This window comes from Phycisphaeraceae bacterium (assembly GCA_019636735.1).
Taxonomy (GTDB): domain Bacteria; phylum Planctomycetota; class Phycisphaerae; order Phycisphaerales; family SM1A02; genus VGXK01.
In genome coordinates this window covers 344815-367327 of record JAHBWY010000003.1, presented here as the reverse complement: position 1 = coordinate 367327, position 22513 = coordinate 344815, and the positions used below count along the sequence as shown (strand labels likewise).

Below are 22513 nucleotides of genomic sequence, written 5' to 3'. Positions count from 1 at the left end.
TACGGGTCGTTGTCGTCGAGGCCGGTTGAGCACCACGCGTGCCACCGGACCCTTGGAGAAGCCATGTTGAAGATGATCAAGGTGATCAAGATGATCAAGTCCAGCAGATCTCGTCTGTCGGCCCGTCCGTTCCGCTCCTTCCTCGCACCCGCGGTCGCGCTCGCGTCGCTCGCCCTCGTGACCGCTCCTGCGCTCGCGCAGGCGGAAGAGGAGATGGAGATTGACTTCAGCCAGTTCCAGTTGCCGCCGGGACCGAAGCCGCTCTCTGAGGGCTGGGATGCCGGCGCTCTCACTCCTGAAGCGATCGAGAAGGCGAACGCCGCACTCAAGGCGCTCGTCAAGGCGCATCAGGACGCACCGGCGATCCAGAACAAGGTGGTCTTCACGACCCGTCATGCGCTCGGCGAGCAGAGCGACACGCTCGATGCCTCCTTCGGCAGCGGCGACACCTTCCGCTTGAGCGGCGGGCCGATGACGCTCACCAGCGCCGATGAATCGATCTTCCTCGAGATCGCGGGCAACAAGCGGAAGTTCCTCAAGGTCCCGGTCAAGGAGAGCGCCTTGGCGACGCTGAAGGAAGTGCTTCCTTCGCCACTGCCATTCCCGCTCATCGAGCTGCGCAAGGGCCTCTCCGGCGATGCGCTGATCGAGGGTTTTTCCTTGGGCGGCATGCTGAACGATCTCAAGGTCGTCGGCCTTCGGCAGGTGGATGGCGCCGACCGAGTTCTCATGAAGGGTTCCAACGGTGACGCCGAAGTGGCCATCGACCCGAAGACCGGACTGGCGAAGTCGATCATGGCCGTCTTTTCGCCCGAGGGCGCGCCTCCCGGAATGACGGTCGCTCTCGACATTGACCTGGGACCGACGGTCATGAGCGCGCTTCCATCGCCGATCACCGCGCCCGAGGCGCAGGGTCGGATGATCGTCGCCACGATTCAGGACCTGATGATGCCGGTGGCGATCGGTGAGCCCGCCGTCGAGTTTGCCCTGATGGATACCGAAGGCAGGAAGATCACTTCCGCCGACCTCAAGGGTCAGGTTGTTGTCCTCGACTTCTGGGCGACCTGGTGTGCGCCGTGCCAGATGGCGCTGCCGAAGCTCAATGAGTTCGCCCAGTGGGCGGCCGCCAGCGGCAAGCCGATCAAGGTCTTTGGTGTCGATGTCTGGGAGCGTGTCGAAGCCTCGGAGCGCCAGGCCTTCGCCAAGAAGTTCTGGGATCAGAAGGGCTTCAGCTTTGCGACGCTCGTGGATGAGTCCGACGAGCTCATCGGTGGCTACGGCTTCCAGGGCATCCCCGTAACGGTCGTCATCGGACCCGACGGGAATGTCGCCGCGGTCCACCAGGGCTTTGATCCCGAAATGGTCGAGACGCTCAAGCGAGATGTCGAGAAGGCGCTCGCCAAGACGCCTGCGGCCGGCTGATGCGTTTGATTCGTGCCGCCACTGGCGCTGGCGCGGCGTCCCTTCGCGGGGGCGCCGCGCTGGCGTTGGTGGCCGGTGCGTTCGGGGGCTTGTCGACCGCACTGCATGGGGGAGCGCTCCGGCAATCGCATACGCCCGAGCCGGCGGCGCAGCGCGCCTTCGAGGCGCTGGTCAAGACCACGCGCGAAAGGGCCCCTTACTCCGCGCAGACTTCGCTGGTGGTGCGGGCGAGCGAGGGCGAGCACAGCGCCGACGCGCCGCCCCTCGAGGCGAAGCTCTTCTTTGATCCGCGCTCGACGCCACGGCGAGCGGTGCTTGAGCTCCGCGGCTTCACCGTCAGAGTGCATGAGGGGCGGATCGATGTCACCCACGCCTCGAACGAGCGCGACTATGTCTCGATCGAGGACGACGGATCGCCCTATTACACGCTGCTCCTGTCATTCGTCGATCTCCCGTACCCACAGATCGGTCTGATCTTGGGTGATGACGATCCTGGAGACCTGCTGACTCAGCTCACTTCACGGGCGGGTTGGATCGTGCCGACCAAGGTCGAGGAGGTCGAGCGTCCGGTGAATCGGCGCACGAGCGGGGCGGCGGACGATGGCGCGGCGCCGAGGCTGGCGCCCGCGGATGAGTCGTCGCCAGCGGTGCCGGACCGGCCAACTGACCTGACCCGCCGGGCGCAGCGCATTCACTTCACCAGTGATTTCGAGCACCTTGAGATTGATGTCGATCCGCTCTCGCAGGCGATCCTCGGAAGCCGGCTGAAGCTCACCGGTGGTCCGATGGTGGCGCAGGGCGCGACCTTGCAGGTTGAGATCGATTGCGAGGAGAGCCCCCTTCCGCCGGAGGATGTTGCGGCTCGATTCGCCTTTGACCCTGGAGCGCGGCGCCGCATCGACTCGATCGCGGCGCTCGCCCGCGTTCAGGAGCAGCAGGGAGGCGAGCGGCGCGGCGTGGTTGCGGCGAACCCGGGCATGGTCGGGCGACGAGCACCCGATGTCTCCATGGAGCGCTGGGATGGAGGCGATTTCGATCTTTCGAACTTCCGAGGACGCAGGGTGGTGGTCCTTGACTTCTGGGCGACCTGGTGCGGCCCGTGCCGAGTCGGCCTGCCCAAGCTCGACGCCGTCGCCAGGCGACTCGCGGCGAAGGGTGTGCCGCTCGAAGTGGCCGCCGTCAACACGATGGAGGGTCTCGAAGGCGAGGCCCTGCGCCGGCGCGTGGATGGCTTCTGGCGCGACAGGAACTTCTCGCTCTCGCTTGTTCTCGATGAGAAGGGTGAGGCCGCCGATGCCTTTGGTGTGCGCGGTCTTCCAACCACCGTGGTGATCGGGAGCGATGGCGTGGTGCACTGGTACCAGGTGGGGCTCTCCGAGCGCTGGGAAGAGGAACTCGAAGCGGTGATCGAGCGGGCGCAACGCCCCTTCGGTGCACCCGTGGCGCCCGACGCGGACGATGACGGCACATGAGCGTCATTCGAGATCCGGCGCTGGATCATCTGGTCCGCGCGCTGCGTGAGTTGGGGATCACCGATGTCCGCACCGATCGTCACACGCGGATGCTCTACGCCACCGATGCGAGCATCTACCAGGTCGAACCGCTCGCGGTGGTGATCCTTGACTCGGTCGAGCAGGCGCCTGCCGTGGTGCGCACCTGCGCGGAGGCGGGACTGCCCATTCTGCCTCGCGGCGCAGGCACGGCGCTCGCGGGGCAGAGTGTCAATCGCGCCGTCATCCTCGACTTCAGCGCGCGTTGTCGAACGATTCGCTCGGTAAGCGTTGAGAAGCGCCGCGCGCGGGTGGAGCCGGGTGTGGTGCTCGACCAGTTGAATGCCCACCTTGCGCCGCATGGCCTCATGTTCGGGCCCGATGTGGCGACCGCGAGTCACGCGAACCTCGGCGGCATGATCGGAAACAACTCGGCGGGCGCGTACTCCATTCTCCATGGTCGGACAGTGGAGCATGTCGTCGCGATCGACGCGCTCCTGGCCGATGGATCACGCCATGAGTTTCGCGAAGGCTCCTGCATGGCCAACGAGCGCGAATTCGCCCTGGTCGAACGCCTGGCGGAGATCGTGCTCCCCCTCCGGGAGGAGATCGCGCGTCGAGTGCCGAAGATCCGCCGCCATGTGGATGGGTACAACCTCGACCTGCTGCTTGCCCAGCTCGACGCGAGTCCACCCGGCACCTTTGACCGCGTGAACCTCGCAACGCTCCTCTGCGGAAGTGAAGGCACCCTCGCGGTGACCCTCGGCGCCGAGGTCTCGCTGGTTGATCGCCCCGTGACGCGCGGGTTGGCGATGGTCGCCTTCGCCACAGTCGATGCGGCGCTTGAGGCACTTGGAGCCATTCTCGCCCAGCGGCCCGCCGCCGTTGAGATGATCGACGAGGTCATCATCGAGACGGCGCGCCTGAATCGCGAGCATGCGGCGACGGTCGAACTTCTGCCGCGTGTGAATGGCCGGGACCCCGGGGCAGTGCTCTATGTCGAACACTTCGGCGCCTCGAGAAGTGAAGTGGAGTCGAAGCTCAAGGCCATCGCCTCGGCGGCGCCAGATGCACCGCGATTGGAGTACCTCGACGCTGAGTCGATGCGCCGCGCGTGGCACCTGCGGAAGGCAGGAGAGCCGCTGCTGCATGCGATTCCCGGTGAACGAAAGCCGGTCACTTTCGTCGAGGACACGGCGGTCGATCCGAGCCGTCTGCGTGCGTTCGTTCACGAGTTCAAGGCGATCGTGGAGCGTCACGGGACGCGCGCGGCGTATTGGGCTCACGCTTCCGTCGGCTGCCTCCATATTCGCCCGCTCATCAACCTGCGCGACGAGCGCGACCGGGCGGCGATGGTCGCGATCGCGAAAGAGGTGGCGGACCTGGTGATGCGGCACGGCGGGGCCCTCTCGGGTGAGCATGGAGATGGGCGCGTCCGCACGCCCTTGCTCGAGCGCGTGCTCGGTCCCGCGCTCTGCGACGCGTTCCGCAAGGTGAAGCGCCTCTTCGACCCGCAGGGCCTTCTCAATCCCGGCAACATCGTCGATTCGGGGACACCGCTCCGCATTCTCGATCATCATCGCGTGAAGCCGATCGATCGAGTGATCGACGCGCCGCTTGGCGACGGTGTGACCTTCTATCGATATGAGCGGGAAGGGGGGTTCGGGCATGCGATCGACCAGTGCAATGGCGCCGGACTCTGTCGGCGCATGGCGCCGGGTGCCATGTGCCCGAGCTATCGAGCGACGCTCGAAGAGCGCCACGCTACGCGCGGCCGGGGCAATGCGCTTCGACTGGCCCTCACCGGGCAATTCGGCGATGGTGCGCCCTCGTGGAATGACCCTGAGACGCTCGATACGCTCGACCTCTGTCTCGGCTGCAAGGCGTGCAAGAGCGAGTGCCCGTCGAATGTCGACATCGCCAAGCTGAAGTCGGAGTACCTGGCGCAGGCCTATCGGAGCAGTGGGGGTGCTCCCTGGGCCGCGCGCCTGCTCGGACGACTTCGAATGATGAGCCGTGCAGGCTCGGCACTCGCGCCGCTCTCAAATCTCATCGCCGCGATCCCCGCGGCGCATCGGGCGCTCTTCTCGATGCTCCGCTTTGATCCCCGCCGTGAACCGTTGACCTTCTCACGATCGCTTGCGCGAGCGCTTCGACGGCATGCCTGCAGGCGCGTTCCCACAGACGGCCCGGTCGTCCTTCTCATGGGCGATTGCTTCAGTTGCTTTCAGAACTCCGAGATCGGTCTGGCCGCCGTCAAGGTTCTCGAAGCCTTCGGATATCGCGTGGAACTCATCGATGCCGGCTGCTGCGCTCGGCCACAGATTTCGCTGGGGCTGCTGGATCAGGCCGTCCGGACCTCGACGGTCACGGCGCTGCACCTCGAGGCGGCTCTTGAACGCCATCCCGAGGCCCCGCTGCTCACGCTCGAGCCGAGTTGTGACAGCGCGATGCGCGACGACTGGACCGACCTTCAGCTCGGCCTCGACTCCGAGCGTGTCAAGGCGATTGCGGCGAGAACGATGCTGGTTGATGAGTTTCTCGCTCGGGCCTGGGAACACCATCCGCGACGCCCCTCGATTGAGCCGAAGGGTGAGCGGATACTGGTCCACACCCACTGTCACCAGCGGGCGCTGCATGGAAGTGCGTCGTCGGCGGCGCTCCTGGAGCGACTCTTCCCGGGTGCGGTCGAGGTGCTCGACAGCGGGTGCTGCGGCATGGCCGGCAGCTTCGGGTACTCGGCGCATCGCTTCGACCTCTCGATGCGCATCGGCGAGATCTCACTCTTCGCCCCATTGCGCCGCGCGCTTGCGGACTCAGCGACGAGGGGCGAGGTACCCGGGACGGAACAGCGCGCGTGCGGTGATTCACAAAGCGTCGTGGTCGCTGCCGGCACGAGTTGTCGCCAGCAGCTTCGGGAGGGGATGGGCGTGGGGGCGCTCCATCCGATCGACCTCTGCGCCCGGGCGCTCGCCAACCAAGTACCATCCCCATCATGACCGCCGAACGCCCCGAATCGCTCTCGCTCGACCTGGACGCCGACGGCGCCGGCCCCGACATCGATGGTGCGTGCATCCTGCTGGTCGATGACAACCAGCAGAATCTCGAGCTCATGCAGGCGTATCTCGAGATGCTCCCGGTACGGATCGAGACGGCCCACGACGGCATCGAGGCGGTCGCGGCGATCGATCGGGTTCAGCCCGACCTGGTTCTGCTCGATGTGATGATGCCGCGCATGAGCGGCTTCGAAGTCTGCCAGAAGATCAAGCAGAATCCGGCCACGCGCGATGTGGTGGTCATCATGGTCACAGCTCTGCACGAAGTGGGGGACTACGAACGCGCGGTCGAGAGCGGCTGCGATGACTTCCTGACGAAGCCGGTCAACAAGCTCGAACTGCTGACGCGCACGAAGAGTCTGCTTCGGGTGCGGCTCCTGAAGCGGAAGATCGAAGCGCTGATGCGCGAGCGACGCGGCAGCTGAGCGGCGCGGGGTCGCCGAGGCGCCTCAGGCGGCCTGGCGCTGCGGCAGCGGACGAGAGAACTGTCGGCTGGTTCGCGAGGGTCCGTTCGAGCGCGAGGTCCCGCGAGGACCTGCTGCGAACTGGAGGCGCTCGAAGTATTCGCGAAGGGCATCGGCGGCGAACTGGGCGAGCCACTCGCGACGTGCACCCGGGTTGAGTTCGATCACGGAGTCGATCAACTGAGCCTTGGTCAGCATGGGAGATCCTCGGCGAGAAACTCCGGCGCCTCCATGCCGGTCTCCTTGCCATCGGCGATCCATCTCACGCCGGCTCCGCCCGCGTCCATGAACTGATCGGCATGAGACGGGGAGCTCCAACAATCATCACCTGATACAGACTGCCAGAGGGCCAACAGCCGCGGCCGGGGCGTTGGACCTCCTCCTCGGAAGTCGCTGGAGAGTCGTGGGTTGTGACGCCGTCGGTTTCGGGGCGGTCGCCAATCACCCGTTGGCGCGCGGTCAGGCCCGCATGACGCCCCGCTCGCCGCGAGGGGGCGCCGCATCCTCCGACGCCCTTCGAACAATCACGAAGGCCGGAACGCGAGGCGCGCCTGGTTCACATCGGGATACATCTCGAAGATGCGATCGAGTCGAACCAGCTGCAGCACCTGAGACACCATGCCCGAGAGCGCGGCGAGCTTCACCTCGGCGCCGCGATTCCGCATTGAACGGCTCAGCAGCATGAGCGTGCTGATTCCGCTCGAAGTGATCATCTCCACCTTCGAGAAGTCGATGATGATCTTCCGGACTCCGGCATCGACGAGCTTCCCGACGCTCTCGACAAGCTGCGTGGCGGTGCCGCGATTGATGCCGCCGTCGGCGGAGAGAATCAGCAGGTCGCCGTCAATTTCCTGGGCGTAGGTTTCCATGGGGAGTTTCCGGCATGCTACTCGCGGACCACCTTCATGGCGATGAGGTCCTGGACATCGACGAGGCCCACGGGCCGGCCCTCGCCATCGACGACGGGGATCTCGTCCACGCGGCACTCCTGCACCATTCGGACCGCGTCGCGGACCTGCGCCTCGACACCGAGCGAGCGCGGGCGCGCCGTCATGACCTCGTGAATCGTGATGTCGAGCACGGCGTTTCCATGGCGATTGATGAGCCGACGGAGATCGCCGTCGGTGAGGATTCCGGAGAGCCGTCCATGGACATCCACGAGCACCACGGCACCCGCACGACGCCCCTCGCCTGCGGCTGCGAGAGCACTCCGAACTGAAAGATCGTCCCTGACAACGGCGAGATTCTGGCCGACTCGAAAGCGCAGCGCCTCGGTGATGGGGCGAAGACCCACGCCGAGCATGCCGCCGGGATGGCGACGGTGGAAGTCATCGGCCGCGAAGTTGCGCCGCCGCGCGAGAGCCAGGGCGAGCGTATCGCCGACGGCAACCATGGCGGTGGTCGTCGCGGTCGGGGCGAGGTTGTGAGGGCACGCCTCCTCCACTTCTCCGAGCGAGAGATGAACCGTGGCATGTCGCGCCAGCGCGCTGCGCGGCCGTCCTGTGATCGCCAGAATGGGAATCGAGTCGGCGCGGAGCAGGAGGGCGAGGTTGACGACCTCATCCGTCTCACCGCTGTAGGAGACGAGCAGGGCCACATCGTCCGGCCGGATTCGTCCAAGATCGCCATGGACCGCCTCGGCGGGGTGAATGAAGTGCGAGGGCGCCCCAAGTGACGCGAGGGTCGCCGAAATCTTCAGCCCGATCAGGCCGCTCTTGCCCATTCCGGAGACGACGACATGGCCGCGGCAGGACTCAAGCAGGGCGACGGCGGCATCCCAGTTCCGCGCATCGGCCGCGACGCCGGCTGCGATCCGGCGGATCGCCTCCGCCTCGGCCTCAAGCGCTTCCTGGATGAAGGTCGTCTCGTGATCGGTCGCAGACCCGTCGTGCATGGAGAGAAGTTTACCCGTGGGGCGTGTTACCCTCTCATCCATGCCGCTCCAGGACGACTACCGCGTCCGGCTCGCCTCCTTCGAAGGGCCGCTCGATCTGCTGCTCTTTCTCGTGCGACGGCACGAAGTCGACATCAACGACATTCCCATTCACACGCTCACGGAGCAGTATCTCGCCTTCCTGAAGGAGATCGACGAGGTCGATGTCGACCTCGCGGGGGAGTTCCTGGTGATGGCAGCGACGCTCGTCGAGATCAAGAGTCGCACGCTCTCACCGCGGGGAGTGAGTGGCGATGGCTCGGCGGACGAGACTGGGCTCGACGCGCCGGAGTCGGAGGACCCTCGCACCGAGCTCGTGCGGCAACTCATCGAGTATCAGAAGTATCGCGGCGCGGCGGAGGATCTCGATCGCCTTCGACAGGATCACCTGGCGCGCGCCGAGGCGAGCGGTGGAGCGCTCCCGGGGCTCTCGCCCGACGAAGATCCGCCAATCGATGTCGAAGACGCCCATGTGCTCGACCTGCTCAAGGCCTATGAACGCATCATTGCCGCGGTCGACTTCACGCGTCTGGGCGAACATCGCGTCGAGTACGACGACACGCCCATCTCGCTCTATGCGGCGGATCTCGAAGATCAGCTCACGCGATTGCCGGGGAAGCGAACGACCATCGTCGAACTCTTCCGCGGACGCCGTCGCAGCGAGATGATCGGTCTCTTTCTGGCGCTTCTTGAACTGGTACGCAATCAACGCATCAGGGTTGAGCAACCTCGACCGAGTGACGCGCTCCAACTCGAACTCGTTGATGCGTGAGGCGCCAGCCGCGTGATCAGTTGACCGAGCCCCGGTCCATGCGTCGCGCGATGGCACGGACGATCTGTTCCTGAAGCTGCCGCGCCTTGCCCACGGCATTGGCCTCGGTGAGATCGTTGCCGAGAATGCTGAAGGTCCACTCCTGCCCGCCCGCCTGCACGACGCCTGACAGCGTGCTCACGCCGGCGATGTAGCCGGTCTTGCAGCGCACCATCGCCTTGGCTGGATCGAGATCGCGAAAGCGGCGACGCACGGTGCCGCTCTGCCCCCCGACCGCGAGGCTCTCCATGAAGGCGTCGCGCACCGAGGAGTCACGGACGAAGGTCTCGATCCATCGGCTCAGGCCGCGGGCCGTCACGCGATTGCCGCGCGAGAGCCCCGATCCATCGGAGACGACGAAGGGTTCGCCATCCCGGCCGAGCGTGGAAATCAGCGTCGCCTGGAAGAGTTCAGCGCCCGATCCCCAGGAGCCCGGCGCTCCCGTGGCGTGCGCCGCACTGCGCTTCAGCAGCGACTCCGCGTGCAGGTTGTCACTGTCGGTGTTCGCCCGCTCGATGACTGAGGCGATCGGCGTGCGGAACACTGGTCCGATGGGCGTGCCGCGAGGGGGCGCCTCGGAGGTCTCGGCGAGTCGGACTCGCTCCACTTCGACCCCTGCGCGACGAAGCCGATCGGCGAGGATCTCGCCGAAGAGCGACGGCATGTCGTGGACGACCGCGGGGATCGGAGCGACCTGCGGTTCCTTCAAGTTGCCATTCAGCGTGAGGTCATTGCGCCCGGGGCTGCGTGAAATCCAGAGCGAGTTGGAGTCGTTCCTACCGCTCTTGGAAGTCGCGCGATTCCTGATCTGGAGGAAGGGCACCGCGGGTTCGACGCGCGAGAGGTCGGGCTGCCCTCCCGGGACCGGCCGCGGAAAGAGATGCAGTCGGTTGAGATGAAAGTTGAGCCCGGCGACCTCGGCGCAGTAGCGCTCGTTGAGCTGGTCGCGTGGCCACATCGGGTGGACGAACTCGCGCTCGAAGATGCGATCGTCGACGACCAGTTCGCCCACACGCCGGATGCCGGCGGCAACGACGGCATCGACCCAGCGTGCGAGGAGCGACTCGACGGTCAGTCCGCGCACTTCGCGCCCCTGGGCGTCGGTTGAAACCAGTGTTGCGAGGAGCTCGGGGTCGCCGAACGCCGGGTCGCCGTCGCCCACCACGGTCAGACGGTCTCGATCGTGGAGCAGTCGCGTGCGGAAGGAGAAGTCGGGCCCCAATGTGCGCAGTGCGACGCCGGTCGTCACGAGCTTCATGTTGCTCGCCGGCAGCATCGGTTCATCGCCTTGGATCGAGACGATCTCGCGGCCGCCTGCATCACGGATGCTCACGGCGAACTTCGCTCGACGGAGTGCGGTCGCCTCGATCAGGCGGCGGACTTCAAGGGCGAGGTCGCCCGTCTCCGCCGCGGGGCGAGCCTGGGCTGGCGCCGTCGGGCGCGCCGCAGGGCGAGCTGGCGTCGATGCGCCTCCGCTCGATTGCGGCATCGCGTCGGCGGAGGGGGCGAGCCAAGCCAGTGCGAGAAGGCCCGATCCGACGATACGGAGTGGGAGCGATGCGGTTCGCATGGTGTTGATCACTCTATCGGGCAGAGGTCCCGCAGGAGTTTGATGGCGGCGCAACCCGCGACAAATCCACTGGCCCAAGCCCACTGGAAATTGAAGCCGCCGATGCGTCCATCGACATCGAGCAGTTCGCCACAGAAGTGAAGTCCCGGGGTGAAACGGCTCTCGAGGGTTTCGAGGTGGACCTCACGGAGAGGCACGCCACCAGCCGTTGCCTCGGCGAAGGTATCACCTCGGTCACCAACGATCGGAATCGGTGCCGCTCCCAGTTCGCCCGCGAGTTTCGCTCGCATCGCGCGGGGGATCTGATGAGCCGAGGTGGCGGGATCAATTCCGGCGACGAGGAGGAGCGTTCGCGCGAGCCGCTCCGGGAGGTGGCGTCGAAGGCGGCTGAGGAGAGTCTCCCGCGCGCCTTCGAGCAGCCACGCTTCCATGCGCTCTTCTGGAACACTCGGGATCCATCGCACCGAGAGGGTTCCGCCATCGGTGTGCAGGAGATGGCGACTCGCATCGAGAATGGCGGGGCCCGAGAGACCGAAGTGCGTGCAGAGCACGCTCCCGGCGAATCGTCCGACAATAGGGCCCCCGGGCCGATCGCGCACGACGATCTCCGCATCGCTCGAAACCCCGGGAATGCTGCGAACCCAATGCCCGTCAGCCACCTTGAGCGGCACGAGCGCGGCGGTGATTCGCGGAGTGATCGAGTGTCCGAGCGCCCGGGCGAGTTCGAATCCAAAGCCATCGGAACCGCTCTTGGGCAGGGCGCGCCCGCCCGTCGCGAGGATGACGCGCGGCGCGATCAACTGTCCGCCATCGTGGTCGATCAGGAACTCCAGCTTCAAAGCGCCGGGTCGAATGGAGTCAACACGCTCCCCGCAAACGCTGGCCCGATCCGTCGCGCCCGCTTCGGCGAGGACTCTGAGACGACGCACGCTTCGCACTCGCGAAGGATGCCGCAGCTCGACGCCGACCCTTCGGGCCTCTCCCAGCAGGGCGTTCAGCACGGTGTGGGCGTCATCAGTCACGGGAAAGAGCTTGCCCGTCTCCTCACGCTTGAGCTCGACGCCGAGCGCTCGAAAGAAGGTGACCGTCGCGTCCACTCCGAACTTCGAGAGGATTCGACGAATCGACGCGGGCGTTGAGCCGTTGAAGTCTCGTTCGGAGACGGCGTGATGCGTCACATTGCAACGGCCGCCGCCTGCAACGAGAATCTTGGCGCCGAGGCGCTTCGCGCCGTCGAACGCGACGATCCGCTTCCCCGGTTCGCTTCGCCCGGCCCAGATCGACGCGAAGAGTCCCGCGGCGCCAGCGCCCACCACGACCAGGTCGGCACGCTCAGGGCTCATCGCGGCTTCGTCGTTCGGCACCGTCGCATCACGGGGTCCGCGTCGGTTCAGCACCGAGCACCAGCGAGCCTTCGAGGTCCCGCGCCTTCTCCGCCTGGTAGTTGAGCTTGAGCGGGGCGCCGGCGGGGCCCTTGACGATCAGACGCATGAGCGTGCTTCCGTGGCTCGGCACACCGTCGTTGACCATGAGGCGCGCTGGCTCTTGTGGCTGCGGTGTGAAGGTGCGCTGTTCGCGCCCCTGCACAAGTCCCGAGGCGATCACCTCGACACCGGGGCCGCCGTCAACAACGAGGAGATCTGGCCGTCCGATGCTCTTCTCCGCAGCTCGCGCGGTGCGAGTCGGGATCAGGCGATCGTTCGCCACGGCCACAGTGACCTCCCAGAGATCCCCTCCGAGAGACTTCGACTCCATCGACTCCCAGCGCAGCAGCGGCATCTGCTCGGCATGGAAGAAGACGAAGGCGAAGTTGCGATGGCACTCCTCTTCCAGCATGAATCCCGGCGGGATCCGTGAGGAGTACTTGTCTCCACCGCCGACGAGCACGCGACCGAGGTCAGGATGGTCCATCTCCGTCCAGTCGGTGAAGGTCTCGCCGAAGAGCATGCGATCGCGCCAGCGCCGCATCTGCTCGGGGGTTGGATCCTGCCCCGTCTGAAGAATGCGCTTGGTGGTCCAGAGTTCGTTCGTGAACGAGACGATGCCGAGCCCCTCGGCGATCCAGTTCACCAGGCCGCCATGCACCGTGTAGAGCCCCGAGTGAATCACCAGCGGGCGATAGAAGGGGAGCATTTCCGCCCCCGCGCTGCTGATTGCGTCATAGACCGCAAGGTCGCGCCGCGGATACTCGCCCTCGCGATAGGGGGCGCCTGGTCCGCGGAGAATCATTCCCCCCATGTTGTGGAACGCCTGACCCGCCGCGATATTCGATCGCGAAATGAGCAAGCGCCCGATGGCGCGGGTCTCGGGATAGAAGAGTGGCCACGGCCCGGCGCCCGACTGCACGCCGCTCGGCTGCCAGTCGCTCGGGAAGTTGCGATTCATGTCGTAGACCCCGGGCGGGTCCTCGCCGATGCGGCCGTCGCCATCCTGATCGATGCCCTCGGGGCCGGCGAAGCTCCAATCGCCGTACTCGCGGGTTCCGTCGGCGCGGGGCTCCGTCGGCACCGGCTCGAGAATGCGCGGATCGCGCGGGTTGCGTCGATGCGTTCCGAATGGATCGCGCCGCCACATCTGGCCGATGGAGCCATCTCCATCGAGATCGACCGGGCCGTCTTCGTCGACGAGCCCGTCGCCGTCATCATCGGTCGGTTGACGCCCCGTGCGATGGCTGTGCGGCGTGTTGGGATCGCGGAACCACGCCGCGCGACTGTCGGGAGCGACTACGGGCACGAAGTAGAAGGCGCCGCGATCGAGAAAGTCAGTGATTGGGGCGAGCCGCCCGTAGTTCTCAAGCAGGTACCAGATCGAGTAGAGCACGGTTTCCGTCGCCTGGATCTCATTCGCATGAATCGAGCCGTCGACATACATCGCTGGCTTCGTCTCCGCTTCACCGGTGGCGAAGTTGGTGACCGTGAGAAGCCAGACGGGGCGCCCCTCCACGCTGTCTCCGAGGCTCTCAAGTCGCGCAAGATCCGGCCGCGCCGCGGCGAACGCGCGCAGCATCTCGTCGACTTCGTCCTGGGTGTAGTACCGATTCCACGCCGGTCGAGGGAGTGGCGGTCGAGTGCCGTCCGGCTTTGCGGCGAGGGCACGGCTCTCCGAGGTGTCCGGCAGGGGGGGCGCAAGGAGATCGCCCGACTCGTTGCCGATCGGCGCTTCGGCATGGAAGGTCCCCGCGCGATGAGCAGGCGCGCTCGCCGCACCATCGCGAACCGTTGACACCCATTCGCCGAAGACGGGATGGGCGATGGTGATTTCGAAGGGTTCGCCACTCGAGGTGTCCACGATCCACTGCGCCTCGATGAACTCGCCGGGATCGAAGCCGCGACGGACATCGACGCGGCGACCGCTCTTGACGCGATCAAGGGGCGTGCTCAGGCGCGTGACCACCGCGCGCGCCATGCCGGCGCTCTTGCCGGGCGTGAGCGTGAGTGGCAGTCGTCCTACTTGCTTCAATCCGAGGTCCACCTGGATCAACCTCGGGGCCAGCGTCCGAACCTCAGGACCGCGCACCTCGATCTGGGGCCTCATCGAGGCGAGGCGCACGAGCCAGTCGCGCTGTTTCGACGCGATCTCATCGAACTGGTCGGCTGGTGGATTCTCGCGGAAGCCCGGCACGAATCCGCCAATCTCCACGGGACCGAGTGTCGGGTGATCGAATGGCGTCCACTCGACGAATCCTGCGCCATCGCGCTGGGAGTCGCTGTACTTGAGCCAGTCGGCACCCTCGGCTTCGACGGCGCCGGCGGGGGTGGGCTCGACGGGTCGCGCGGGTGCTCGCGCTGGTGGCGCGCTGCGGCCTCGAGGTCGCGCTGCAGGGCGAGGTGCTTCGGCCGCTGCGGCACCCGGCGTTGGTGTGGCGGGCGCTGCGATCTCACTTTCGGGCGGCGCCGTCGCTGCGGGAGCCGCGCCATCACCTGCACCACGCTCCGGCGAAGCCCGCTCCGGAAGATCGGGGCGCCCCCACATGGTGGTCGCAAAGGTGGGAATGCCTCGATGCACCATTGCCCAGAGCGCGAAGCTCCCGGCCATGTCGGCACCCTGCGCGCGACTTTGACCCGTCGTGTCCCGATAGAGCTTCGCGAGTTCGTTCCAGAGTGGAACATCGGCTTCCTCAAGAACGATCGGCAGTCGACCGGAGACATCACGGCCGCGACCATCGGGGGGCTGCACGACGGTGTCGTGGCGACCGAGGACATGAATCGCGAAGATCCTGGGGTGTTCAAGCACGAATTGTGCGAGCGCCCATGATTCGGGCTCAGACAGCGGCGCGACCCCGGCCGTCGGCTCGAATTCCTGCCAGCGGTGGGGGAAGTTGCGATCGGGATCGACGCCTCCCGGGCCATCCTCGGCGATGCGACCATCGCCATCCTGATCGAGGCCTTCGACCCAGATCGCGTAGCGGGCCACTTCACCGCGAGCGCGATTGGGCGCTCGGAGCAGACGCGGGTCGGCGGGATCCGCCATCAATGTCGGTACGGCCACCCCCGGCTTGGGATCAAGTTGTCGCATGATCGTGATGACGCCGTCACTGTTGAGATCAACGGGACCATCCTCGTTCATGCGCCCATCGCGATCCTCGTCGACGGGTCTGGCGTTCAGAGCTCCGCGCGCGGATGGAAGCGCCGCCTGGCGCACGGCCGCGTCGGGATTCGCGCTGACAATGAAGTGGAAGGTGACGCCATCGATCTCGCCACTCATAGCGGCAGCTTGCCCGCCTTCGCCGGCGTCCGTGGCGGAACTCGCCTCGACGGCGGCCATGTCGGCGAGCAGCTTGGCCATGCGAAGAGCGACGCTGGTCGTGGCTCCGCGCGTGCCGTCGAGTCCCGCCACCACCAGCAGCGAGGGCTGTTCGAGAGCGAGCGCCGGGTCCCGCGAGATCGTCAGGAGATGAAGCTCTCGCCCTTCGAGTGAGCGCCCGATCGAAGAGAGTGTGGCGCGGCCACCGGAACTGTCGACAATGGCCTTGAGTTCGCGCTCGACTTCCGCAGGCGAGGGAGGGGGAGAAGTTGCGGGAGGAACGACGGCGGCCGGGACGGCGAAAGCGACCAGCGCAACGGAGAGCAGGGACACCATGTTCGGCGTTCTACCCGCCTCACGCCGCGCTCGCTGCAGGCAAGCGGGAGAAACCGCTCCTCACCGCGATCAGAGCCCTTCAGGCTCGTAGACCGCATCCTCCATGACATAGAGGCCGACCAGCCAATTCTCGACAAGGAATGGCTCGACCTTGAAGGTCCCCGTGACACTGCCGAAGGTGAAGCCCGCATGTCGCCGTGTGTTGGTGACGGGCTGGGCGAGCTTGACCTCGATCGCGTCGTAGGGGGTCGGTGGCAGACCGATGCAGCAGCCATCCCACTGATTCAGCATGACGATCAGTTCGCTCGCCTCGCGCTGGAGCAGCGGGAAGGTGACATAGCCCTCGATCGACACGACTTTCCCATCGAGCATGGCGATGCGCTCGGGAATCTGATCCTCGGAGAGGCGCGGGATGTAGGTCTCCTGCGCGCTCGCGAGCGCTTCCCAGCTCACGCGGTAGGGATCGGCCGCTGTTCCCTTGCCCATGATGCGAAAGCGATTGTCCGCGATGATCGATCCATCGGGTTGCACCTCGAGTCGGCTTGGAACAACCGTGGCGTGCTCGATGGTGGGCAGGGGCCGCGACGGTGTCTCGGCAGCCGCACCCGATGCGGGGCGAACTGCGCCAGTGGTCTCGGTCACATTCGCGGAGGTCGCCGCTGCCGGTACCGCGGCGGCGACGCTCGCCTGGCGCACCGCCGGTGGCTGCGCTGAAGGCCGCACCGGTTCGAGCGTGCGCGCCGATGTCGCGGGAGTTGGTGACAGGGCGCGCGTCGGTGTCGTCTCCTGCCACAGGACAATGACGGCACCGACCATGAGCAGACCGAAACAGAGCCAGAGCCACTTCATGGGGGAACGATCCGAGTCGAATCAAGGCGAGTGGACAGGATCATCGGAGGTGATCGCGAGAGCGCACTTCATGCGAGAGGACGAAGCGAGCGCCAGACCGCGGTGCGATAGGCGGCCATCGCGGGAAGGCAACCAGCGAGTGCCGCGAGCAGCACCGCGGAACCGGCGACAAGGAGCGCCACGCGAACATCGAGACCGGCGTCGAAGACCAGTCCAACGCGTGCTTCGAGAAATGACGAGGCGAAGCGCATGCCGCCGATGCTGAAGGCGACCCCGAGTGCTGCGCCGACAGCACCGATCACGGCGCTCTCCGTGAGGACCAGCGAGGCGATGCGCCCTCGACTGAAGCCGAGCACACGAAGCACCGCGATCTGCCGACGCCGGGCCGCCATGCCGTCGTAGAGCGCCAGCATGATGGCAATCGCGCTTGAGACGAGCACCGCGACCGCCATCAGGACAAAGAGACCGTCGACATTGCCCACGATGTTGAGGAGCTTGCGGACCTCCTCCGATGGGCTCGCGACCATGATCGTCGTGTCGCGCCGCAGCATGTCGTGAACCTGCTGGAGGGCGGCGGGAGCGCCGGTGCCACCGCGGGTGGGGAGCCGGAGCAGGATGCCCGTGGCCAGACGGTCATCGTCGAGCAGGTCGTCCACCGTCACGATCGGGTGATTGCACTCGGGCCCGTGGTCGTGATCTTCATCGCAGGCTTCATCTTCGTCGGCATGGAGCTTGCCCTCCATCTCGAGGCGATCATGTGCGTGAAGGATCCAGCTCGCCTCGAGGTCGACGAAGAGCGCTCGGTCATGGGCCGAGCCGGTCGGCTCGAGTATTCCAACGACCTCGAAGCCATACTCCTCGTGAATGTGGCCGACACCCTCGCGACTCGACCCCGCGCCATGCGTGAGGTGGATGACATCGCCCACGGAGAGTTGAGCCCCTCGCGCCGCGGCAGCGCCTGCAACCATTTCGAATGGCTTGCCCGGGGCCGTGCGTCGAAAGGGACGCCCCGAAACGAACTTCCATGGCTCTCCGGCCACGGGCTCGAACTTTTCAAAGTAGATCGACTCGGTCGCGAGGGTGGGAAAGCCGCGGTAGCTGTCGCCCTGCTGCGTGGGAATGGCCCACTCGAAGGGGAACATGCCTCGGATCTCCTCGACCTTCGCGAGGGTCAGCGGGCGCTGCGGCGGGGCCGCATAGAAGAGCCCGTTGAGCACGGTGGTGAGCGGGCTCGAATCGGCGCTGACCAGAAGGTGCGCATTGCCGCTTCCGCGCTCGAACGCCTTGGAGGCCGCCGCTCGAAGAGTGAGCAGCACCATCAGGAGGGCCACCGCGATCGCGACGGTGAGCGAGGTGATCAGCGTGCTCAGGCGCCGAGCCCGCAAGCTGCGGAGCACGATGAGGAGATCGCTCATGCGTGGTCACCTCGGCTCGGCACCGATCCGGAGGCGACTGGCGTTGCGGGTGCGTGTCCGGCGCGGCCATTGAGGAATGCATCGATCGACTCGACGCGCCTGAACCGCTCGCGCATCTGCGGATCGTGGCTGGTGCAGAGAAGGGCGGCGCCGGCCTCCCGGCAGCAGCGCTGGATCGTCTCCATGGCGGCCTGCGCGGTCGGCGGATCGAGGCTCGCGGTGGGCTCATCGGCGAGGACGAGCGCCGGTCGACAGGCAACCGCGCGGGCCACGGCCACGCGCTGCTGCTGACCCACGGAGAGTTCGTCGACGAGGGCGTCGATGCGCTCGATGCCGAGCTCCCCCAGGAGCGCCTCTGCTCTTGTGCGCTGCTCCGAGCGAGGCGCATTGGTCGCCAGCAGTGCCACCTCGACATTCTCGCGCGCCGAGAAGCCATGCAGCAGATTGAAGGTCTGGAAGATCATGCCGATCCGTCGCCCGCGAAAGAGATCGCGTGCGGCGCCTTGCATGGCGCTGATGGAATCGCCGCCGACACGGATCGAACCCGACGCAGGTTCGAGCAGCCCGGCAATGAGCGCAAGCAGCGTGCTCTTGCCGCTGCCCGAGGGGCCAGCCAGAAGCACCTGTTCACCCGGCGCAAGCTCGAAGCGCTCGACCACGAGTGCGAAGCCCTCGGGGCCGCTGCCGTAAGCGAAGCGCAACCGTTCGATTTCAAGTGCGGCAGGCATGCGGACGCATGGTAGCCCGACCAGGCTCAGCCAACATCGGCGAGCCCCAGCGCCTCGCCGCAGGTGGCCATGAGTTTGCGCTTCAGTCGCGCAACTTCCGGCGCGCGGAGGTCCGGGTCTCGATCGATCCACTCCTGCGCATCGCGTCGCGCCATGCGGAGCAGATCGCCATCTCGCGTGAGATCGGCAACTCGGAAGGGGGGCAGGCCCGACTGCCGGGCGCCGAAGAGCTCGCCCGGTCCGCGCAGCTTCAGGTCAATCTCGGCGATCTCAAAGCCGTCATCGATGCGCGCGATCGACTCGAGTCGCTCGGTGGCTTCCGGCGTGACCGGATCGGCGATGAAGACGCAGAGGCTCGCCTTCTCGCCGCGACCGACCCGGCCCCGCAACTGGTGAAGCTGGGCGAGCCCGAAGCGATCCGCATGTTCCACGATCATCATCGTGGCGTTGGGCACATCGACGCCGACCTCGATGACCACCGTCGCCACGAGCGCCGCGAGCGCTCCGCGACGAAAGCGCGACATGACCGCATCACGCTCCTCGCCGCCCATGCGACCATGGACCATGTCGATTTCGAGACCTTGAAAGGGGCCGCTGCGCAGAAACTCAAGATGGCTGCGGACATCCTTGAGGCCCGCATCACTCTCGTCCACCGCGGGCACGACAACAAAGGCCTGCTCCCCCCGATCGAGCCTTCCGCGCACATAGGCGTAGACCTCGGGCGCCTTCGTGCCGGAGACGAAGCGCGTCAGCACGGGGCGTCGGCCCGGGGGGCGGCCTCGCAGCGTGCTCACATCGAGGTCGCCGTAGAGCGTCATGCCCATCGTTCGTGGGATCGGCGTCGCGGTCATCACGAGCACATGGGGCACGGGACCGTCACTCTTGGCGCGGAGCGCCGCTCGCTGGTGAACGCCGAAGCGATGCTGTTCATCGATGACCGCAAGGGCGAGGCTCTTGAAGCGCACGCTCGGCTCAAGGATCGCGTGGGTTCCGATCACGATTCCGGCGCTGCCGTCGGCAAGGGCGGCGAGCGTTTCGGCTCGTCGCGCCGCGCCACGACCCGCAGTGAGGAGGGCGACCTCCACCTGGCTCATCGCCAGCATGGTCCGGAGGACCTGATGATGCTGCTCGGCGAGAATCTCAGTAGGCGCAACGAGCGCCGCCTGGTGTCCCTGCGCCACGGCGAGAAGCATCGCAAAGAGCGCAACGAGGGTCTTGCCGCTGCCGACATCGCCCTGGAGCAGGCGGTTCATCGGAACGCCGCGGGCAAGGTCCTGGACGATTTCCGCGACCACCACTTCCTGCTCCGGTGTCAGGCGGTGAGGAAGCCTCGCGCGAATCCGCTCATCGATCGTCCGCGTGAGAGGCAGCGTGGCGGCACGACCGGCGCGGCGCCACTGCGATCGCCGCATCATCACGCCGAGTTGAAGAATGAAGAGTTCGTCGAAGGCGAGCCTCCGCCGTGCGACTGACACCTCGTCGAGATCGGTGGGCCGATGCATGGCGCGCCACGCCCACGCAACTTCCGGCAGATCGCGTGTGCGGCGATAGTCGGGGGGAAGCGGATCGTCGATCTGCGCGATGGCGGCGTCGAGGACCGTCTCGACCATCGCCTCGAGTCGCGACGAAGGGAGCGCCTCGCTGGCCGGGTAGATCGGCCTGATGCGCTCCGACCTCGGCGGTGGCTCGCGCTCCCCGGCGATCACTTCCCATGTGGGATTGACCATCTCGAGATAGCCCTGCCGTCGAGCGGCCTTCCCTTGCGCAACGCCTCGCGTGCCCGGGCGAACGCGACGATCCATCCATGTCGCATTGAACCAGACGAGTCGCATGGAGCCCGTCTCATCTTCGAGCGTCGCCTCGACCCGCGGCCGGGCACGGCGGATGATGCGCGAGACGGCGATCTCCCCTCGGACGGAGAGGTGCGCTTCAGCGCCGGGGCGCTGCGGGATCATCGCTTCGCACTCGGAGATCGAGTGCTCGGCGCGCTCATGCTCGTAACGCAGCGGCAGGTGGCGCAGCAGATCGGCGATCGTGTGAAGCCCCAGTCGCGCGAGCGCCGCCGCGGTGCGCGGACCGACACCCGGCAGCGACTCGAGCGCTCCATTCAGGGTGATGGCGGTCGACGACATGGAGGCTCCCGTACTATACGGAGCGTGGCACGGCGACCCTTTGATGCTCAGCTCGCCTTCGGGGGACTCTTTCCAGATCCCGCCCGACCACCGGTGCCGCCGGCTGCGCCCTCCCCGGCGCCTGTGAATCCGCCGCCGGCGCCTGACGCACCGCCCGCGCCTGCGATCGAACGCCCTGAGGATCCCTCTGCGGCGAACTCCGAGCGGGAGCCGCGGGACCTCTCGGTGACGGCGGCAGCCAAGCTCGTCGATGACGCGCTCGCATCGATCGCCCGCCCCATTCGGATCGTCGGACAGGTGAGCGGACTGAGCACGCGAACCCACTGGTACTTCAACCTGAAGGATGAGTCGAGCGTCATCCAGTGCGTCCTCTGGAAGACTCGCGCAAGCCGCGCCCAGGAGATCCGTGAGGGCGACGAAGTCCGGGTGACTGGAACCTTCTCCTTCTACGCTCCCTCAGGCAAGACCTCGTTCATCGTGGAGCGGATCGAGCCTCGCGGGCTGGGGGCCCTTGAAGCTCGCTTCCGCGCACTCTGCGAGGAATTGCGCGCGAAAGGCTGGTTCGACGACGATCGCAAGCCGCCGCTTCCACTCCTGCCGCGGCGCATCGCCATCATCACGAGCAGGGCTGGAGCGGCGCTTCGCGACTGCCTTGCGACCGCGGCAGCCCGCTGTCCAAGTGTCGGCATCCTGGTCGTCGATGTCCCTGTTCAGGGCGAGGGCGCTGCGCTTGAGGTCGCTCGGGCCATTCACCGTGTCGATCACGCGGCGTCGAGGCTCGGCATCGATGCGATTCTGGTGACCCGCGGCGGCGGCAGCCGCGAGGACCTCTGGGCCTTCAACGAGCGCGTCGTCGCCGAAGCGGCCTTCGCATGCCGTACTCCGCTTGTCGCGGCGATCGGCCATGAACCCGATATCGAAGTGATCGAACTCGTTGCGCATCGCGCCGCGACGCCGACGCGCGGCATCACGCTCCTGCTTCCCGATCGCCGGGCGCTCCTCGACCAGATCGCCCACTGGCGAGTCCGGGTCGATCGCGCCGTCCGTCGGCAGCTCAGCGCCGAGCGAGAGTCCCTTCGCGGGCTCGCGCGAAGCACCTTCGTGCGCCGACCGCGCGAGGCTCTCATCGATCGCCGACGGGAGTCGCTCGCCGTGGTCCGTCGCGATCTCTCTGATGCGATTCGTGATTTCCTCAGGGTGGAGCGGGAGCGCCTGCTGCTTTCGGAGCGGCGACTGGAGCGCTCTTCGCCGCGGGCGCGGCACACGGCAGCGCGAGAGCGATTGGCGCAGTTGCGGGGGCGAGCCGATCGTGCGATTCGCAGTGCGCTCTCTCGGAAACGGGGCGAACTCACCTCCGTGCGACGACATCTCGAAGGCATCGGGCCCGAGCAGGTGCTCGCCCGTGGTTACTCGATCACCACCGATCCGAACGGGCGCGTGGTGCGGGATGCGGCGAGCGTCCGACCCGGCGTTGTGATCCGCACGCGTCTTGCCACCGGCTCCCTCTTCAGCGAAGTCCAAAGAGGCGTGCCGCCGGGCGACGATGGTGTCGCGTGATAGAGTG

At 66.6% G+C, this 22513-nt stretch carries 16 protein-coding genes; 6 read left to right on the top strand and 10 right to left on the bottom strand.

Annotated elements, in window-relative coordinates; genetic code table 11:
• Positions 1 to 63: 63 nt before the first annotated feature.
• Genes KF724_05580 through KF724_05565 form a run of 4 tightly spaced genes read left to right on the top strand, consistent with a single transcriptional unit; the run spans position 64 to position 6393 of the window.
• Complete coding sequence (locus KF724_05580) at positions 64 to 1422, top strand: TlpA family protein disulfide reductase (GenBank protein ID MBX3355152.1); 1359 nt, start codon at positions 64 to 66, stop codon at positions 1420 to 1422.
• Positions 1422 to 2894 carry a TlpA family protein disulfide reductase gene (locus KF724_05575; protein ID MBX3355151.1) on the top strand — a complete coding sequence of 491 codons (1473 nt, stop codon included), beginning with the start codon at positions 1422 to 1424 and terminating at the stop codon, positions 2892 to 2894. The genes KF724_05580 and KF724_05575 overlap by 1 nt, the downstream gene beginning before the upstream one ends.
• Positions 2891 to 5911, top strand: a complete 3021-nt coding sequence (locus KF724_05570; protein MBX3355150.1) for an FAD-binding protein — start codon at positions 2891 to 2893, stop codon at positions 5909 to 5911. Before KF724_05575 ends, KF724_05570 begins: the two co-directional genes overlap by 4 nt.
• On the top strand, positions 5908 to 6393 hold the full coding sequence (locus tag KF724_05565) for a response regulator (protein MBX3355149.1): 486 nt from the start codon (positions 5908 to 5910) through the stop codon (positions 6391 to 6393). The genes KF724_05570 and KF724_05565 overlap by 4 nt, the downstream gene beginning before the upstream one ends.
• A gap of 24 nt (positions 6394 to 6417) precedes the next feature.
• Here KF724_05565 and KF724_05560 read toward each other — a convergent pair whose 3' ends face one another.
• From KF724_05560 to KF724_05550, 3 genes are all read right to left on the bottom strand, one after another.
• Complete coding sequence (locus KF724_05560; GenBank protein ID MBX3355148.1) at positions 6418 to 6630, bottom strand: hypothetical protein; 213 nt, start codon at positions 6628 to 6630, stop codon at positions 6418 to 6420.
• Between the two features lie 326 nt (positions 6631 to 6956).
• Positions 6957 to 7301 carry an STAS domain-containing protein gene (locus tag KF724_05555; GenBank protein ID MBX3355147.1) on the bottom strand — a complete coding sequence of 115 codons (345 nt, stop codon included), beginning with the start codon at positions 7299 to 7301 and terminating at the stop codon, positions 6957 to 6959.
• Between the two features lie 17 nt (positions 7302 to 7318).
• Positions 7319 to 8326 carry a KpsF/GutQ family sugar-phosphate isomerase gene (locus tag KF724_05550; protein ID MBX3355146.1) on the bottom strand — a complete coding sequence of 336 codons (1008 nt, stop codon included), beginning with the start codon at positions 8324 to 8326 and terminating at the stop codon, positions 7319 to 7321.
• Between the two features lie 40 nt (positions 8327 to 8366).
• Between KF724_05550 and KF724_05545 the strand changes: the two genes are divergently transcribed.
• Positions 8367 to 9137 carry a segregation/condensation protein A gene (locus tag KF724_05545; protein MBX3355145.1) on the top strand — a complete coding sequence of 257 codons (771 nt, stop codon included), beginning with the start codon at positions 8367 to 8369 and terminating at the stop codon, positions 9135 to 9137.
• Between the two features lie 16 nt (positions 9138 to 9153).
• Here the strand turns inward: KF724_05545 and dacB are convergent, their stop codons facing one another.
• From dacB to recG, 7 genes are all read right to left on the bottom strand, one after another.
• Entirely contained in the window at positions 9154 to 10746 is a 1593-nt protein-coding gene (gene dacB, locus KF724_05540) for a D-alanyl-D-alanine carboxypeptidase/D-alanyl-D-alanine-endopeptidase (GenBank protein MBX3355144.1), read from the bottom strand.
• Positions 10747 to 10754: 8 nt separating this feature from the next.
• Positions 10755 to 12089, bottom strand: coding sequence for an aminoacetone oxidase family FAD-binding enzyme (locus KF724_05535; protein MBX3355143.1), 1335 nt, complete (start codon positions 12087 to 12089; stop codon positions 10755 to 10757).
• Positions 12090 to 12117: 28 nt separating this feature from the next.
• Positions 12118 to 15825 carry a hypothetical protein gene (locus tag KF724_05530; protein MBX3355142.1) on the bottom strand — a complete coding sequence of 1236 codons (3708 nt, stop codon included), beginning with the start codon at positions 15823 to 15825 and terminating at the stop codon, positions 12118 to 12120.
• Between the two features lie 69 nt (positions 15826 to 15894).
• Positions 15895 to 16674 (bottom strand): hypothetical protein, encoded by a 780-nt coding sequence (locus KF724_05525; GenBank protein MBX3355141.1) that lies wholly within the window; start codon positions 16672 to 16674, stop codon positions 15895 to 15897.
• 68 nt (positions 16675 to 16742) lie between these two features.
• The gene (locus KF724_05520; GenBank protein MBX3355140.1) at positions 16743 to 18089 is read right to left on the bottom strand and encodes an ABC transporter permease; all 1347 of its coding nucleotides are present in this window, start codon (positions 18087 to 18089) and stop codon (positions 16743 to 16745) included.
• Positions 18086 to 18817 (bottom strand): ABC transporter ATP-binding protein, encoded by a 732-nt coding sequence (locus KF724_05515; GenBank protein MBX3355139.1) that lies wholly within the window; start codon positions 18815 to 18817, stop codon positions 18086 to 18088. The genes KF724_05520 and KF724_05515 overlap by 4 nt, the downstream gene beginning before the upstream one ends.
• A gap of 26 nt (positions 18818 to 18843) precedes the next feature.
• A complete protein-coding gene (gene recG, locus KF724_05510; GenBank protein MBX3355138.1) occupies positions 18844 to 20949 on the bottom strand; it encodes an ATP-dependent DNA helicase RecG in 2106 nt (701 codons plus the stop codon).
• A 24-nt stretch (positions 20950 to 20973) separates the two neighbouring features.
• Between recG and xseA the strand changes: the two genes are divergently transcribed.
• Positions 20974 to 22506 (top strand): exodeoxyribonuclease VII large subunit, encoded by a 1533-nt coding sequence (gene xseA, locus KF724_05505; GenBank protein ID MBX3355137.1) that lies wholly within the window; start codon positions 20974 to 20976, stop codon positions 22504 to 22506.
• The last annotated feature ends 7 nt before the right edge of the window (positions 22507 to 22513 follow it).